General features: G+C 38.2%; 18 protein-coding genes, 1 tRNA gene and 1 pseudogene. 16 read left to right on the top strand and 4 right to left on the bottom strand.

The window, feature by feature from the left end:
* Nucleotides 1-3: 3 nt before the first annotated feature.
* A tRNA-Gly gene (locus ACY3ZI_RS14360) sits at nt 4-78 on the bottom strand.
* Between the two features lie 85 nt (nt 79-163).
* Here ACY3ZI_RS14360 and ACY3ZI_RS14355 point away from each other — a divergent pair.
* From ACY3ZI_RS14355 to ACY3ZI_RS14305, 11 genes and pseudogenes are all read left to right on the top strand, one after another.
* Nucleotides 164-613, top strand: coding sequence for a NinB/YbcN family protein (locus tag ACY3ZI_RS14355; RefSeq protein WP_487375397.1), 450 nt, complete (start codon nt 164-166; stop codon nt 611-613).
* Entirely contained in the window at nt 610-825 is a 216-nt protein-coding gene (locus ACY3ZI_RS14350) for a DUF7740 domain-containing protein (RefSeq protein WP_154638887.1), read from the top strand. The genes ACY3ZI_RS14355 and ACY3ZI_RS14350 overlap by 4 nt, the downstream gene beginning before the upstream one ends.
* On the top strand, nt 826-1284 hold the full coding sequence (locus ACY3ZI_RS14345) for a hypothetical protein (RefSeq protein ID WP_487375396.1): 459 nt from the start codon (nt 826-828) through the stop codon (nt 1282-1284).
* Entirely contained in the window at nt 1281-1565 is a 285-nt protein-coding gene (locus ACY3ZI_RS14340; protein WP_036950159.1) for a bacteriophage protein, read from the top strand. Before ACY3ZI_RS14345 ends, ACY3ZI_RS14340 begins: the two co-directional genes overlap by 4 nt.
* 3 nt (nt 1566-1568) lie before the next feature.
* On the top strand, nt 1569-1949 hold the full coding sequence (locus ACY3ZI_RS14335; protein WP_036950157.1) for an antiterminator Q family protein: 381 nt from the start codon (nt 1569-1571) through the stop codon (nt 1947-1949).
* Between the two features lie 222 nt (nt 1950-2171).
* Nucleotides 2172-3167, top strand: coding sequence for a YbgA family protein (locus tag ACY3ZI_RS14330; RefSeq protein ID WP_132495154.1), 996 nt, complete (start codon nt 2172-2174; stop codon nt 3165-3167).
* Nucleotides 3168-3684: 517 nt separating this feature from the next.
* Entirely contained in the window at nt 3685-3897 is a 213-nt protein-coding gene (gene cspE / locus ACY3ZI_RS14325) for a transcription antiterminator/RNA stability regulator CspE (RefSeq protein ID WP_036952486.1), read from the top strand.
* 12 nt (nt 3898-3909) lie between these two features.
* Nucleotides 3910-4014 (top strand): annotated as a pseudogene (gene ymcF, locus ACY3ZI_RS14320) (cold shock small protein YmcF); the annotation flags it as partial.
* Between the two features lie 1195 nt (nt 4015-5209).
* Nucleotides 5210-5410, top strand: a complete 201-nt coding sequence (locus tag ACY3ZI_RS14315) for a phage holin family protein (RefSeq protein ID WP_036952477.1) — start codon at nt 5210-5212, stop codon at nt 5408-5410.
* The gene (locus tag ACY3ZI_RS14310) at nt 5391-5963 is read left to right on the top strand and encodes a lysozyme (RefSeq protein WP_196712413.1); all 573 of its coding nucleotides are present in this window, start codon (nt 5391-5393) and stop codon (nt 5961-5963) included. Before ACY3ZI_RS14315 ends, ACY3ZI_RS14310 begins: the two co-directional genes overlap by 20 nt.
* Nucleotides 5964-6099: 136 nt before the next feature.
* Entirely contained in the window at nt 6100-6495 is a 396-nt protein-coding gene (locus tag ACY3ZI_RS14305) for a lysis protein (protein WP_487375395.1), read from the top strand.
* An 899-nt stretch (nt 6496-7394) separates the two neighbouring features.
* On the opposite strand, the gene ACY3ZI_RS14300 is transcribed toward ACY3ZI_RS14305, so the two are convergent.
* Both ACY3ZI_RS14300 and ACY3ZI_RS14295 read right to left on the bottom strand, forming a co-directional pair.
* Nucleotides 7395-7628: a DUF1161 domain-containing protein gene (locus tag ACY3ZI_RS14300; RefSeq protein ID WP_132494933.1), complete on the bottom strand. Its 234-nt coding sequence runs from the start codon at nt 7626-7628 to the stop codon at nt 7395-7397.
* Nucleotides 7629-7813: 185 nt separating this feature from the next.
* On the bottom strand, nt 7814-7945 hold the full coding sequence (locus tag ACY3ZI_RS14295) for an entericidin A/B family lipoprotein (RefSeq protein ID WP_036952467.1): 132 nt from the start codon (nt 7943-7945) through the stop codon (nt 7814-7816).
* Between the two features lie 478 nt (nt 7946-8423).
* Between ACY3ZI_RS14295 and ACY3ZI_RS14290 the strand changes: the two genes are divergently transcribed.
* On the top strand, nt 8424-8939 hold the full coding sequence (locus ACY3ZI_RS14290) for a lipocalin family protein (protein WP_036952464.1): 516 nt from the start codon (nt 8424-8426) through the stop codon (nt 8937-8939).
* Between the two features lie 113 nt (nt 8940-9052).
* Here the strand turns inward: ACY3ZI_RS14290 and ACY3ZI_RS14285 are convergent, their stop codons facing one another.
* On the bottom strand, nt 9053-9421 hold the full coding sequence (locus ACY3ZI_RS14285; RefSeq protein ID WP_272533302.1) for a VOC family protein: 369 nt from the start codon (nt 9419-9421) through the stop codon (nt 9053-9055).
* A gap of 406 nt (nt 9422-9827) precedes the next feature.
* Between ACY3ZI_RS14285 and ACY3ZI_RS14280 the strand changes: the two genes are divergently transcribed.
* Genes ACY3ZI_RS14280 through ACY3ZI_RS14265 form a run of 4 tightly spaced genes read left to right on the top strand, consistent with a single transcriptional unit; the run spans nt 9828 to nt 14408 of the window.
* Nucleotides 9828-10430, top strand: a complete 603-nt coding sequence (locus tag ACY3ZI_RS14280) for a hypothetical protein (protein ID WP_323085297.1) — start codon at nt 9828-9830, stop codon at nt 10428-10430.
* Nucleotides 10431-10432: 2 nt separating this feature from the next.
* Nucleotides 10433-11920 carry a terminase large subunit gene (locus ACY3ZI_RS14275; RefSeq protein WP_272533307.1) on the top strand — a complete coding sequence of 496 codons (1488 nt, stop codon included), beginning with the start codon at nt 10433-10435 and terminating at the stop codon, nt 11918-11920.
* The gene (locus ACY3ZI_RS14270) at nt 11920-13290 is read left to right on the top strand and encodes a DUF4055 domain-containing protein (protein WP_323085299.1); all 1371 of its coding nucleotides are present in this window, start codon (nt 11920-11922) and stop codon (nt 13288-13290) included. Before ACY3ZI_RS14275 ends, ACY3ZI_RS14270 begins: the two co-directional genes overlap by 1 nt.
* Nucleotides 13287-14408, top strand: coding sequence for a structural protein (locus tag ACY3ZI_RS14265; protein WP_487375394.1), 1122 nt, complete (start codon nt 13287-13289; stop codon nt 14406-14408). The genes ACY3ZI_RS14270 and ACY3ZI_RS14265 overlap by 4 nt, the downstream gene beginning before the upstream one ends.
* The last annotated feature ends 109 nt before the right edge of the window (nt 14409-14517 follow it).

The following is a 14517-nucleotide window of genomic DNA, read 5'->3' as shown; positions in this document are numbered from 1 at the left end:
GATTGGAGCGGCCAGTGGGAATCGAACCCACATCATCAGCTTGGAAGGCTGAGGTAATAGCCATTATACGATGGCCGCTAGGTAAAAACTGATTAATTAACGAGTTAACGTTATTAGGCTACGCCTCAAAACTAATTTTCGCAAGGGTAAAATAGGAGGCTAATTGACAGATGACATCTGTCTCCACAAATCTAATCTCAAAGGCATTTTCAAAACCCTCTCAGAAGTAACAGAAACCGGTAAGCGGTACCGAATCAGAATCACCGAATGGCATGACCTCAGAACAATACCAATGAACAGAACATGGCGCATGTGGATAGAAACTACAGGCGATTGGCTACGTGCGCGTGGTGTTGTCATTGATATTAAAAATGGAGCTGGTGAAGTCGTTCTATCAAAGCCAATCACTAATGAAGAAACGCATGAATATTTTGTCGGTTACTGGTTAGGTCGCGATGAAAATGGAGAGCGTGAGAAAACTAGCAAGATGGATAAAGCACGGATGCTCTACATGATGGAGAAACATGAGCAATGGTGTATTGAGAAAGGCATCCCAATCATCATCCCCAATAACTCGGAGTATATGAAACTTAAGGAGCAACAAGAGAGATGAGAAATGAGGCTGAAGTGTTTATGAGCGCACTTACTACCCTTAAATTATGCTGGGCTATACATAAATCCAATGATGCGGTCAGGAAGTGTGCTGGAGTATTAAAGCGCAAATTTATATTACCGCATGCAGTAGATGCTATGAGGACGATAGAGTTAAGCGAAAACCCGATGGTTGTGATTGTAGTCGCTGAGTGGGGTATTCAGGAGAAATAAATGGCATTAAAACGCGACAAGCACGATATTCTGTTTTCGCAGTTGGTCCGGGAAAGAGCAAATTATGAATGCGACTACTGCGGAAGACAATTTAGACACGAACCTTCAAAACTCCACTGTTCACATTTCAAATCACGACGACACAAATCAACTCGATACCATCCCTTTAATGCTTTCGCTCACTGCGTAGGTTGCCATCGAAAACTCGGCGAAGACCCACATGAATTCAATGCTCACGCTGTTATCACTTACAGCGAAATGACGATTGACCGCGTAGCTCGTTTAGCAGGTACTTCAGTGAAGTTGAAACCGTGGCAAATGGATGAGTTGTATCAGCACATGAAGATTGAGCTTAAAAGAATTCAGACGCTACGGGCTAGCGGTGTAATAGGTCGGATTGAGTTCACGTTACCTGATTGGTACCAGCAAGGGATCACTTATCAGATGGGGGATTCATGAAAGCTGAAATCACGACTATTCCAGAGTTGCTTATTAAGACATATGGAAATATGGCTGAGGTTTCTCGGTACCTAGGATGTTATCGCGCGACAGTAAAAAAATATTCTACCGATGTTAAGGCTGAAAATCATGCTGTGATAAATGGGCGATTAATGACTATGTACAAGACAAGAGAAAGAGGCACTTCAAATCTCGCCAAAGAATCAGATAGTGCCATTTCTATAGCTAAACGTATTAACGCTGAATCCGACGGCAAAAGCTCGCAAATTAATACGAGGTAACGGATGCGTAATATTCAACAAGTACTAGAAATGTGGGGGGCATGGGCTGCGGATAACATCGAGTCAGTTCAATGGTATTCGACAGCGGCAGGATTTAGCCGCTTAATACCTAGTAAGGTGAAATCTCGACCTCAATGTTGTGAAGATGACGCAATGATTATCTCTAGCTGTATGGCTCAATTAAGTATAAAGAATAGAGAGATGCATGACCTGCTACTGGATTATTATTTATTTGGGAAAACATTCATGCAGCTAGCTAGAGAACATAAATGCTCAGATACCCATATAGGGAAAAAACTTCAAAAAGCGGAGGGGGTCATTGACGGAATGTTGATGATGTTAGACATAAAATTAGAATTAGATAGGTATGTAGAGAAGATTTAATAAAATACTTTACGATCGTAAAATAGCTGATATTGTGATAAGAATAACTACAACGTCAGCAGCTTATGAGCCTCACTTCAGTGGGGCTTTTTTGTTTGTTTTATTAGAGTGTGGAGTAGTGATTTATAAAGCTAGTAAATAAAGTGCAATGTTACTAATATGAATTCAATTATTACTATAAATCAATTTCGTATATAAGTGATTTCATATAAGGTGGCAATGATGGTTAATCTTCTTACCTCTAGTGATATGAGCAATACATCAGATAAAAAAATCACTGTAGGTATTAGCTCATGCTTATTGGGTGATAGCGTTAGATTTGATGGTGGTCATAAGCGCTTTCACTTTGCTGTAGATGAGTTATCAGATTATTTCGAATACCAACAAGCATGCCCGGAAATGGCGATTGGTTTACCAACACCTAGACCTGCATTGAGGCTAGTTAAATCTGACGAAAATAGCGTTAGACTCAAATTCAGCGATGGTCGTGAAGGCGATTTAACTGAAGAGATGCTTCAGTTTTCGACCACTTATTTGAGTGGGCTTTTAAATTTAAGTGGTTATATTGTATGTAAAAACTCACCTAGCTGTGGCTTGGAAAGGGTTCGAGTATATGATTCAGTTGGCAATGGTAATAAAAAGTCTGGAATTGGGCTTTTTACTGAACAATTACTCAAAGTAATGCCTTGGTTGCCTGTTGAGGAAGATGGCAGGTTAAGCGATCCTCATATTCGAGAAAATTTTATTATACGGGTATTTGCTCTTCATGAGCTAAATGAACTAAAGAAAAACTCCTTCAATCGGCACTCATTAATCGACTTTCATACTCGATATAAGCTCCTTTTATTGGCGCATTCACAGCCTCTTTATCGAGAACTTGGTCGTTTTGTTGCTAGTAACAATGAATGGGATTCAATCGATTCTTATTTTGATGAGTATCGAAATAAGTTTATGAATTTATTACAACACCAAGCGACTAGGCGCAATCACACTAATGTGCTTATGCATATCCAAGGTTACTTTAAACGCTATCTGACATCAAACCAAAGGCAAGCATTGAGTAAGTTAATCCTCGAATACCGCCAAGGAACACAGCCTTTATTGGCTCCATTAACATTAATTACGCACTATTTATCTGAGTATCCTGATAACTATTTGAATAATCAAAAATATTTCCATCCTTATCCTCAGTCATTAAGACTGCGATATGGGTTATGATATTAAAAATAATTCTCAGAATTTCAAAGTTATTCATATGATTGGTTCTTCCAGTCATATGAATATTGAACATAAAAGCTATGTTAGCGTATAACTGTCGGGATGAACGAAATCATTCATATTTACATAAGTCACCTAGCGAGGATTTTTCATATGTAACCTCAGTTAATCAAATCAATACTATTGCAAAAATAATTGGATTGATAATAAGTTGGCTATCAATATGATTTGTTTGGAAAAGTTATTGATGATGAATATGTGGTGTCTTAAGCAAAATCAACGCTTTTATGGTGAGAGTGAAAATTAAATTTGCTATCCCAGTGTTTGTATGGCTTAATCAAGTCATCGGTTTGGAAGTACAGGCCTATTTATGCTAGTCAGTTTAAAGTTGTTCACCATTTAGCGTTATCTAAGATATCCCTTCATTGCGAATTCCTTATAATTAATTCCCATAAGTAAAAATAAAAATCAAACCTCATCTATGCCTTATGGCAATCAAAAAATTAAAGGAAATTCTATGTCTAATACAATGACAGGTTTAGTAAAGTGGTTTAACGAATCTAAAGGTTTTGGTTTCATCTCTCCTGAAGATGGGAGCAAAGATGTATTTGTTCACTTCTCCGCGATTCAAAGCGATGATTTCAAAACATTATATGATGGACAAAAAGTCAGCTTTTCGGTAGAAAATGGCGCAAAAGGTCCAGCGGCTGCTAATGTGGTGGCACTTTAAGACAACATTAATATGAGATGCCCTTGTTGTAAGGGATCTCAATATAGACGCTATCACTTTGATGTATCAAAAAGCAATCCATATGGCGCTAAATGTATTTTTTGTAAATCTAATATGAAGCCAGCTTAAATAACATATAGATTATAAAACCCCGCAAAAGTGGGGTTTTTTGTTTTATATATCATTACAATCCCCTCAGTGAGAGAGTTCTGTGTTACAATAGCCATGTAATCATACCTCATTGCTATAAAAGCAAATCTTGCAGTTGCGAGTTTTTATTTTAAAAATAGATGCGGTATCCAAAGGATTTATTTCCTAAGGGATCACCTATGAACTTACCTACCTTTTATCAACGAATTTTATCACTAACGCAAAATGCTCTAACTATTTTAGGATTGCTTTTAGCCTCGTTTGCATTGGTCTACTGGATGTAAAATCATTCCGCCATTAACTCAACTGGAAGAGTATTTAGTATTAGCAAAACTAAGAGTCGGGGTTCGATACCTCGATGGCGGTCCATAAGTTATAAATCTTTTGTACAATGTAAATACGGAGATGTATGAACTATTACATTCAGACGACGATGGGACCAAAAGGTAATTACAAAATACACAAAGTTGGCTGTAAACAAATGCCGATGACTTCAAATCGTTTCTACCTAGGTAACCTATTTAATGCTATACATGCAATAGCTGCGGCTAAAGCTTCAGGATATAGCTTTATTAAAATATGCGCATGTTGTACCAGTAAGAGTGCGAGGTAATACGTTGAAAATACCCTGTCTAGTGCGGTTTTTTGTTTGAGCTAGTCGTTCTAAGCCAAAGTTAATGAATCATAATTGCACTGTTTAGATTTAAGTCTGTTTTGGTGTACTAAATACGCGGCTACCTCGATATTTTAATGAACCTAAATCATTTGATGAATAGTTATTGTTCGCGGCGATCTCTATTCAAGATGTAAGCTAAATTAATCTTTATGTATAATAGCGTACTCGCATATACATGAATGAGGTATTTATGTTTTTTGGTATATTTATTGTCCTCGCGGGCATAATAACATTACTCGAAAATTATGGCGTCATCTCAGGAGATGTGAAGTGGGGATTACCTCTCGCCATTATTATTTATGGGTTAAGTGTTGTTTACGATGCTATAACAGGTAAGAAAAAAAATTAATTATCTAGAATTTACTAAGGTCACTTCGGTGACCTTTTTTATTGCCTAAATTTCAACTGACTTCATTAACACCTTCTAGTTTTTATAGCTGGTGGCTTTCTATTAACCAAATCTTGGACCACTCCGTTGGGGGTGATATGCGTATGAACGAAAAATACTCTAGCCCCTTTTCTTATGCTCTTGGAGTTATCACTACTACAGCTGGGGCGTTATCACTAGACCAGTGGGCTGTGCTCATCGGGATTATCTGTACTGTCGCTACCTTCTTGGTGAATTGGTACTACAAACGGAAAGAATTCAAATTAAGAGAGGCTAACAGTGGCAAAGATACCAAATAAAATAAAAATAGCCGCTGTGACAGGTGGGCTGATGGCATTAACTGTTGTAATGGTGACTAATTTTGAGGGATATGAGCCCAAACCCTACCGTGATGTAGGTGGTGTTCTTACGGTGTGTTATGGGCATACAGGTTCTGACATTATTCCGACGAAAATCTATACAAAAGTCGAGTGTGACGAGTTACTGGAAAAAGACTTAGCAATCGTCGCTAAAGCAGTAAACCCCTTAATTAAAATCAATATTCCTGATTACACCAGGGCGGCACTTTATTCATTTACTTATAACGTGGGAATAGGTGCTTTCTCGCGCTCAACATTACTTAAAAAACTTAATGCTGGTGACCAAGCTGGCGCATGTAATGAACTAAAACGCTGGATATATGCAGGGGGGAAGGCGTGGAAAGGGCTAATGACGAGACGAGAGGTAGAAAAAACCGTGTGTCTTGGCGAGTTTGCTTATGCTTATCCTACTTTATTATCTGTCTACCCATCTACTTGGCAATTGGCGTATACGCACTTCGAGACGACACTTGTGGTGGCACTGACAAGGTAAGTTTAGAGAAGCGTTGCCAAAAAGCTATCGAGCATTACAAAGGTCGGCAAGTTAATTTTTAAACGTCTTTATGGTAATCGCCATGAATAAAGTCAGCGTATTGTTATTTATTGTCGCATTGATAGCGATATGGGGAATGTGGAAACAACACGAGAGGATAGGTGAGTTAAATACCAAAAATGCCGGACTACTCGTTGAGTTGACAGAGCAGGTCAAAATTAATGAGGATTACCAAGAACGTGTCCAATCTCTCCATAAACTCGATACTAAACATATTCAGGAACTAGCCAATGCAAAAATTGAAATTGATGAGTTGCGTATTGCTGCTGAGCGTGATCCTGAGCGGGTGTACATCCGAGCCAGCTGCCAGAAAGTCGAAACCAATTCCACCTCCGGCGTGGATGATGGAACAACCGCCAGACCTACTGACTCCGCTATCGGAAATTATTGGCTACTCAGGCAGCGAATCGCAGAATCCAAGAATATGATACTTGGTTTGCAAGATTACATTAGAGCGGAGTGTTTACGTTAATACCAATCAGTAAATGCCCTTGCAAAAAAAATTAAATTTATGAAAGTCAGAGTGCTTAACAGGTAGATAGAGAATTTTAAAAAAAGTGTCGTTAAATTTGGTTGTTTCTTATCTTTAACAATAATCAATAGGATGCAGGCAAGAGTAGGGATAAATATTAGTAAGAGAGTAACGGGGTTATTATACATATATATATTGATACAGTTCTCTTATGTAATGAAAGTTTAATCCAATAGTATAAGTATATTTTCAATAGGAAAGCAATACGGAAAATTGAACAATAAAGAAATGCCCCAGATATCGAGGCTAAATGAGAATAACTACTTATGAATAAGCGTCACTATACGTTAATCGTGAATGGGGGCAACCTTAAAAAGGTAGTAATCTCAATAAGATATTACAAAACGGAGCCTCGAGAAATGGCGATTTTTTTGCAAAAAAGTAATCCGGAAAATTAAACAACAACAAACATAGAAATAAAGTAATTTTTAATTGAAAAGTGCCATGTTGATTCCGTAAATAAGTGAATAAGACTGTTCCTAAAAAATAAAAAACTCCCCTTCAGTTAAAGGGGAGTTTTTAAGATTAACTCATAATTATTGTAGGGCTAGTCATCCTTGACCAGCGAGAAAATAGTATCACTATTTATTTTCTAATCCAAATGGGATTATCACTCAACTTAGTAAGTTTGTATTAACATAGTAGAAAATTAAGCCATTATATGAATTTGTACACGAAGAAGAACAACAGCTTTATACAATTGAATTGACATTATTAGTGAAGGTGACGAAATTATATATGTAGGCTTGATCGCTCATTCAAGCTCTGAATAACATGGCGTTCTACAACTAGAATAAAAAGCGAGAGGGCTTCATTTAGAGCCCTCTGCATAGCATGAGTTATTTTTTTGTATAAATAATTTTCTGTGTTTCATTAGAGCAGTTACCTACAACAGTACCTTGTTGTGAGGCTGCTTCTTCATTTGAAACGACGGTAATGGTAAAGCTCTCTTCAGGCACGCCATTGTTAATAATTTTTTGCGTAATTTCTTCAACAACGCTTTCGCATGACGCACTCGCAATGGCTGGAATAAATAATGTCATTAATGTAGCAATAATTATTCTTCTTTTCATATGTAATATCTCTTATAAGTTAGAATCAGTTAATGAAAATTCACCCTAAAAATTATAATGATGAATCTGACGTCAAACATTCAATTTCATCAATTAATACGGGCTATGCTATTTTATTTCTTAAATATTATGGCTCAAGAGGATGTATTTATATCTAAGCTTTTAGGATTGGGCAAAGTTTAATTTTACTCAGCAGCTCTTTGTATGGCTTCTCCACTGGCTTCTATATCTTTACCTACACCTTTTGTCGTATTACAGGCAGTCAAGCTCGTAATAATAGCTAATGAGCATATGAGTAAACTGAATTTTTTAATCATACTTCCTTCCTTACATTGTGTGAGGTTACAGACTGCCAAAGTTCATTTTTCATTATAGCAGAATAATTTAATTGTTAATTGAATCGATATGGAACGTGAAAGCTGATTACTAGCAATAGCATTAGCTAAATACTTTAGTGAAACATGATATCTGACAAATTAAAAAGAGCTGCTATATTTTAGATGATACTATGCATTTTGATAATAAAATAACCTTAGCAGCAAGGAGTAAACTCTATGATATTCAAAGAGTTATTTATCCGTATGCTTCATGTATTTCAATACCTGTTAGTCGGTATTCTTTTAATATTATCATCAATCGGTTTACCACACTGGCTAGTGTAATCCAAGTTAGTGCGACAATGACTTTATCTAAATACGAGGGTTCTATAGTCACGAAATACTAAATCACTATAGTCGCTCTGTGCTCTTTTTTATGCGAAAGTATCTTCATAGATCAATTTTATGTGAGGTTGCAATGCAGATAAAGTCAGTTTTTATGTTTGTAAGTATGCTGTTACTTAATGGGTGTAGTGTGAAAGTGCCACATGACATAACACCAGTTAAACATTTTGAACTATCCCGTTATCTTGGCGAATGGTATGAAGTTGCTAGAATAGATAATCGATTTGAAAAGGGACTAAGTAAAGTTTCTGCAAACTATTCTCTACGCAATGATGGTGGTGTAAAGGTAGTCAACAGAGGATGGGATTCACAAGGGAAAAAATGGAAAGAGAGTATAGGAAAGGCTTATTTTGTTGAATCTTCGGATATAGGTGCCTTGAAAGTGTCGTTTTTCGGTCCTTTTTACGGCGGTTATAACATTATTAAGCTTGATGACGACTACCAGTATTCACTAGTTGTGGGCCCTAATAAAGATTACTTATGGGTGTTATCGCGTACACCAACTATGCCGCCAGAACTTTTAGATGAATACCTTAGCTTTGCTAGCGCTAATGGTTTTGATAGACAAAGAGTATTGATATTTCAATAGAATCAAAAGTGGATTATTTATAGCGACATTAATTTATTGAAAAGTAAAATGTAATTACTGCAAGAGACAACCCGCCTTGTGCGGGTTTTTTATTACCTAATTAACTATGATTTTTATATTTTGAAGTGCTCATATGTTGTTATTTCATACTTATTTTCGTATGGGTCGGTGAAATAGATGGATATAGACACATCATGGTCAACGATAGAAAATTGAATGTTGTTGATTCTCAGGTGTTCTATGAATTCCATCAGTGTAGTCTTATCTGTACCAAAAGCGATTGTGTTACCGATGCTTTGTGATGTCCTTTTAAATAAGGAAAGGTGGACATCATTATTGTTTATGACTAATGGACCACCCTGGTCAAACCAAAACTTGTATTTGGGTGTAACGGTAAAGAATAAAATATCTTTATACCATTTTACGGCTTCATTGAGGTCATCGACATATACATGCACATGGTCTATTGAAGTTAGTCTCATTTGACTCTCCTTTAAATATTTAAAATAACATACCTTCAATGTAAATATTTTCGCTAAAAATGGTTTTAATTTGTTATGAGAAACTCTTTAAGAAATGTTAATAGTTAAAGCATAAGTGTTTTCTTGCTGAAGGTTTTAGATTTTTGGTGAAACCAATCGACAGAAGAATTGCTGGCTAAGATGTAAAGATAAGAATTTGTAGATAAAAAACCCCTTATTGCAATGAACACAACAAGGGGGATTGCAGCAATACTAAATATTGTATTTAGCAATGAAATTAACAATGAAAAACTAAAATACAACAATTTAATTGTTATTGTTCTGATTTAAATCAAATTAAAGATTTTTGTGAAAGATGCAGATCTTGTTTTTGTATTGGCTTTTTGATTTATCATGAGGGTGAATAATGTTCAAAAGACCAGATTGGGAGGCTATTGAGTCTGCTTACCGAGCTGGCGTAATGTCTATAAGAGAAATAGCCTCTCAATATGAGATAACCCATCAAGCGATAAGTAAACGCGCAAAGAAAGAAGGATGGGAACGAGATTTAAAAGCAAAGGTTAAGGCTAGAGCTGAAAACTTGGTTGCCAAAAGAGAGGTTGCCACTCTGGTTGCCGCTGAGAAGGCTATTTCTGAGCGGCAACTTATCGAAGCTAATGCTGAAGTCATTGCCAATGTTCGTATGGAACATAGGGGTGATATTCGTAGGGCTAGGGAGTTAACCAACAGTTTATTTGATGAGCTATCTACTGAATGTACGGATGTACCTGCTTTAAGGAAGCTAGGTGAATTAATGTTTGAGCCTGATAGCAATGGGCGAGACAAACTCAATGAACTCTACAATTCAATCATCTCCCTCCCCGAACGTATTAAATCTGCTAAAGCATTAAGCGAGACACTTAAAAACCTAATTGGACTTGAGCGCCAGGCATACGGGCTGGATGACGCGCAGCAGAATAAAGTATCCGACTCTATATCGTCACTGATGGACGACCTATCGAAGGAATAAGTATGAAGCCAGAATATCTTGCATTATTAAGAGATAAGCTCTGGCGATTGAATCACTTGTACTGGATCACCAACAAAGAAGGTAAGCCAGTTCGATTTAAAATGACGCCTGAGCAGCTTGAATACTTTGAAGGGATGCATACGCGAAACATTATCTTAAAGGCCCGTCAGCTGGGTTTCACGACTGAGGTTTGCATTATCCAATTAGATGCAGCGTTATTTGAGGCGGCTAAATGTGCATTGATTGCTCATACACTTAACGATGCTAAAAGGCTATTTAGAGAAAAAATAAAATATGCCTATGAAAAGCTACCCGAAGAAATTAAAGCTGCAAATCCGGCGAGTAATGATGCGGCTGGTGAATTGGTTTTTAGCAAAGGCGGGTCACTTTATATCAGCACGTCATTTCGTGGTGGCACTCTTCGATACTTGCATGTATCTGAGTTCGGAAAGATATGTGCAAAGTACCCTGAAAAAGCTCGTGAGATAGTTACTGGTGCGTTTGAAGCTGTATCAAGTGACTGTTTTACGACAATTGAAAGCACTGCTGAGGGGCGAGCTGGTTATTTCTATGATTATTGTCAGTCGGCCGAAAAAGCGCAAATTCAGTGTAAAACGCTATCTAACTTAGATTGGAAATTCTTTTTCTTTTCATGGTGGAAGAATCCTGAGTATGCGATTGATCCTGTTGAGCAATTGCCACAGCGATTAATTGATTACTTTGATGAGATATCCCGCAAGCATGGCATTCACCTAGATGAGCATCAGAAAGCGTGGTACTACGCAAAAGAAAAAACACTTGGCGATGATATGAAGCGGGAATATCCGTCAATACCCTCAGAGGCATTCCAGCAATCGGTTGAAGGTGCTTACTATGCTAAGCAGTTCAGATTCCTCTACGAAAATAAGCGCATTGGTTCACTCCCTGATAATTCACATTTACCCGTTCATACGTATTGGGATATTGGCGTTGGTGACTCAACCTCAGTTTGGTTTATTCGTGAAGTAGGTGATGAATTCCATGTGATAGACCATTACTCAAACAGTGGTGAAGGTCTAAGACATTATATGAAAGTACTGAAAGATAAAGGCTACACATACGCGAGTCATAATGGACCACATGATATTGATAACCGCGAGTTTGGTTCAGATGCGAAATCACGTAGAGAACTAGCTCGTGAAGGGTATGAAATTGATGGGCAAGTTTACTCAATTCGATTTGACGTAGTGCCAAAGCTTTCGATTGATGAAGGTATTGAGGCTGTACGTGAAATTCTCCCTCGTTGTGTTTTTGATGAACATAAATGTGCTGAAGGCATTGCTCATCTTGAAGCGTATCGCAAAGAGTGGGATGACAAACGAGGGTGCTGGAAAGATAAACCTCTTCACGACTATACATCACATGATGCTGATGGATTTAGATATTTTGCTGTAAGTAGGCGAAATGTTAAACGCCCAGCATTTGAAATCAACTTAGGAACAACCTTCTGATGAGTATAAATAATGTAGATTTTACTCGACCGGAGTATAAAACGGCTGCTCCTCAGTGGGAGTTAGTTCGCGCTGTTTGTCGAGGTGGCGAGGAAGTAAAGAGTTATCTTCCTGAATTGGAAGAAAAGGAAAGTGAGCGTAAGAAAAAGCGCAATAAAGACTATCAAGACCGTGCGGTGTTTTACCCAATAACAGGTAACACTCGTAACGGTATGATAGGGATGGCATTCAAGAAAGATCCATTGATTGCTGTTGCTGAAAAGCTGTCTTGTTTAAAAGATGATGCAGATGGTGCAGGTTCAAGCATTTACCAATTAGCTCAATCCTCTCTTGAATCGGTATTGGAAGTGGGACGACATGGGCTATATGTTGATTACAACAGCGACTCTAAGCTCCCGTACATATTTCAATATCGTGCTGAAGATATTATTAACTGGCGGACTGATCGTATTAATGGCAGGACGATGCTAACGCTGGTGGTATTGCGAGAGACTGTTGAAGAGGCGGACGGTTTTGGATTTAAAGATGCCATTCAATACCGCGTGTTAGTGATAGAAGATGGCAAGTTTATCTGTAGAGTATATCGCAAGACAGCTGGCAGCAGTGTGTATCAAATCCACTCTGAATATATTCCAGAGCGTGCAGGTAGTGGTGCTTGGGATGAAATTCCATTTACGTTTATGGGTGCTCAAAACAATGACCATACGATAGATGAGGCGCCATTGTTAGGTTTGGCAAAAATTAATCTAGGGCATTATCGAAATTCTGCTGATTATGAAGATTCAGTGTTTTTCTGTGGGCAAGTTCAGCCATATCTAGGCGGGTTAGATATAGAGTGGCGAGATCACTTAGAAAAAACAGGCATCATGGTTGGGTCTCGTTCACCTTTAATGCTGCCAGTGAAAGGGTTCTTTGGTTACGAGCAAGCTCAGCCAAATATGTTGGCTAAAGAAGCTATGGACAGTAAGCGCGATTACATGGTGGCTTTAGGCGCTCAGTTAGTTTCTTCAGATAGTAAAGTCAAAACGATTATTCAATCTGTGGGGGAGCAAAGTGCTCAAACCTCTATTCTCAGTATTTGTTGTTCAAATGTCTCAGATGCGTTTAGCAAAGCGTTAATATGGTGCGCTGAATACTTGGGTTTAGATACTAAAGACACTTCTTTTGAAATTAACAAAGACCTCGTTAATCACATCGCTGATAGTGCCATGATCCGTGAAATTGTTGCTGCATGGCAATCTGGAGCAACACGTAAATCTGACTTGGTGAGAAGTTTACAGAAATATGATGTTATCGACCCCGCTGATGATATTGATATGGTGGTCGATGAGCTTAATAACCAAGAGCCGACAATGGTAGGTGGGGCATGAAATCAGTGAATGAGCGATTAAGGGATGAATTGATTGCTCACTCTTTGTTTTCTGGTCGTTATTCTACGGATGTTGCAAGGCGCATGATAAATGCACTCAATGAGTTTGACGCTGAATTAACAGCGTCGCTTATTGTTGCCTTAGATGGTGCCACTATTGACGTGAATAGCTTTACTGTCAGGCGATTAGAGTCATTGCTGTTGAGCGTGAAAGCCATTAATAAACGTGCGATTGACAGTGCGTTTATGTTGCTGACAGAAGAAATGAGGGAATATGCATTGCATGAAGCGGATTATTATTCCTCATTATTCGATGCTTTATTACCTGATGCTGTTCTACGCCAATATCCGCTTATGGGTATTACAGAGGAGATGTTGTTTTCCTCAGCAATGTCTCGTCCATTTCAAGGGAAATTACTGTCTGAGTGGGCTGCTGGATTAGAATCTGACCGCATGACACGCATAAACAATGCTGTTCGCAATGGTTATTTAAATGGCGATAGTGCGCTAGAGATTGGGCGTAAAATCAGAGGTCATGCAAATCAAGGCTATAAAGATGGTGCCTTACAACTTAGTAGAGCTAACGTAACAACGATAGCGAAGACGGCAATCAGTCACTTACAAGCGACAGCAAGAGAACAATTTGCTGAAGCTAATAAAGATATCCTTGACTGCAAACAGTGGCTATCCACTCTCGATAATAAAACCTCCCATGATTGCATTGTCCGGGATAGGCTGAAGTATACTCTGGAAGGTAAACCAATAGGACACAAAATCCCCTATCTACAAGGTCCCGGTAAAATCCATTTTAATTGCCGCTCAACGGAAACTTTCGTCACTAAGTCATGGCGTGAATTAGGTATTGATGCGAATGAGATGGACGCAGGAACGAGAGCATCAATGGATGGGCAAGCTCCAGCAGAGACCAATTTTCTTGATTGGGTGCAGCGACAACCAGACTGGCGACAACGGCAAGTATTCGGTGAAACACGATTTAGATTAATGAAAGAGGGCGGTATGCATCCTTCTGAATTTTATACAGATAAGGGAGAATTTATTTCGTTAGAACAACTCAAAAAGCTAGACGAAAAAGCATTTAAAGATGCAGGTTATAGCTAATCAATTAACGATTTAACCAAGGTCACTTCGGTGACCTTTTTTATTGTCTAAATTCAGCCAAGGGCTGGTTTACTTTAACGCGCTAGGCGCAATGAATCCCAAGGGGAAC

The sequence above is a fragment of the Providencia sp. LY12 genome (genome assembly GCF_057621555.1).
The sequence above is the reverse complement of the archived record's forward strand: the minus strand, read 5'-3'. Positions and strand labels throughout refer to the sequence as shown.

Coding starts and splice junctions, on each gene's coding strand:
- ACY3ZI_RS14350 (WP_154638887.1), top strand. CDS start 610: ATGAGAAATGAGGCTGAAGTGTTTATGAGCGCACTTACTACCCTTAAA.
- ACY3ZI_RS14345 (WP_487375396.1), top strand. CDS start 826: ATGGCATTAAAACGCGACAAGCACGATATTCTGTTTTCGCAGTTGGTC.
- ACY3ZI_RS14340 (WP_036950159.1), top strand. CDS start 1,281: ATGAAAGCTGAAATCACGACTATTCCAGAGTTGCTTATTAAGACATAT.
- ACY3ZI_RS14335 (WP_036950157.1), top strand. CDS start 1,569: ATGCGTAATATTCAACAAGTACTAGAAATGTGGGGGGCATGGGCTGCG.
- ACY3ZI_RS14330 (WP_132495154.1), top strand. CDS start 2,172: ATGGTTAATCTTCTTACCTCTAGTGATATGAGCAATACATCAGATAAA.
- cspE (WP_036952486.1), top strand. CDS start 3,685: ATGTCTAATACAATGACAGGTTTAGTAAAGTGGTTTAACGAATCTAAA.
- ACY3ZI_RS14315 (WP_036952477.1), top strand. CDS start 5,210: ATGCGTATGAACGAAAAATACTCTAGCCCCTTTTCTTATGCTCTTGGA.
- ACY3ZI_RS14305 (WP_487375395.1), top strand. CDS start 6,100: ATGTGGAAACAACACGAGAGGATAGGTGAGTTAAATACCAAAAATGCC.
- ACY3ZI_RS14300 (WP_132494933.1), bottom strand. CDS start 7,628: ATGAAAAGAAGAATAATTATTGCTACATTAATGACATTATTTATTCCA.
- ACY3ZI_RS14295 (WP_036952467.1), bottom strand. CDS start 7,945: ATGATTAAAAAATTCAGTTTACTCATATGCTCATTAGCTATTATTACG.
- ACY3ZI_RS14290 (WP_036952464.1), top strand. CDS start 8,424: ATGCAGATAAAGTCAGTTTTTATGTTTGTAAGTATGCTGTTACTTAAT.
- ACY3ZI_RS14285 (WP_272533302.1), bottom strand. CDS start 9,421: ATGAGACTAACTTCAATAGACCATGTGCATGTATATGTCGATGACCTC.
- ACY3ZI_RS14280 (WP_323085297.1), top strand. CDS start 9,828: ATGTTCAAAAGACCAGATTGGGAGGCTATTGAGTCTGCTTACCGAGCT.
- ACY3ZI_RS14275 (WP_272533307.1), top strand. CDS start 10,433: ATGAAGCCAGAATATCTTGCATTATTAAGAGATAAGCTCTGGCGATTG.
- ACY3ZI_RS14270 (WP_323085299.1), top strand. CDS start 11,920: ATGAGTATAAATAATGTAGATTTTACTCGACCGGAGTATAAAACGGCT.
- ACY3ZI_RS14265 (WP_487375394.1), top strand. CDS start 13,287: ATGAAATCAGTGAATGAGCGATTAAGGGATGAATTGATTGCTCACTCT.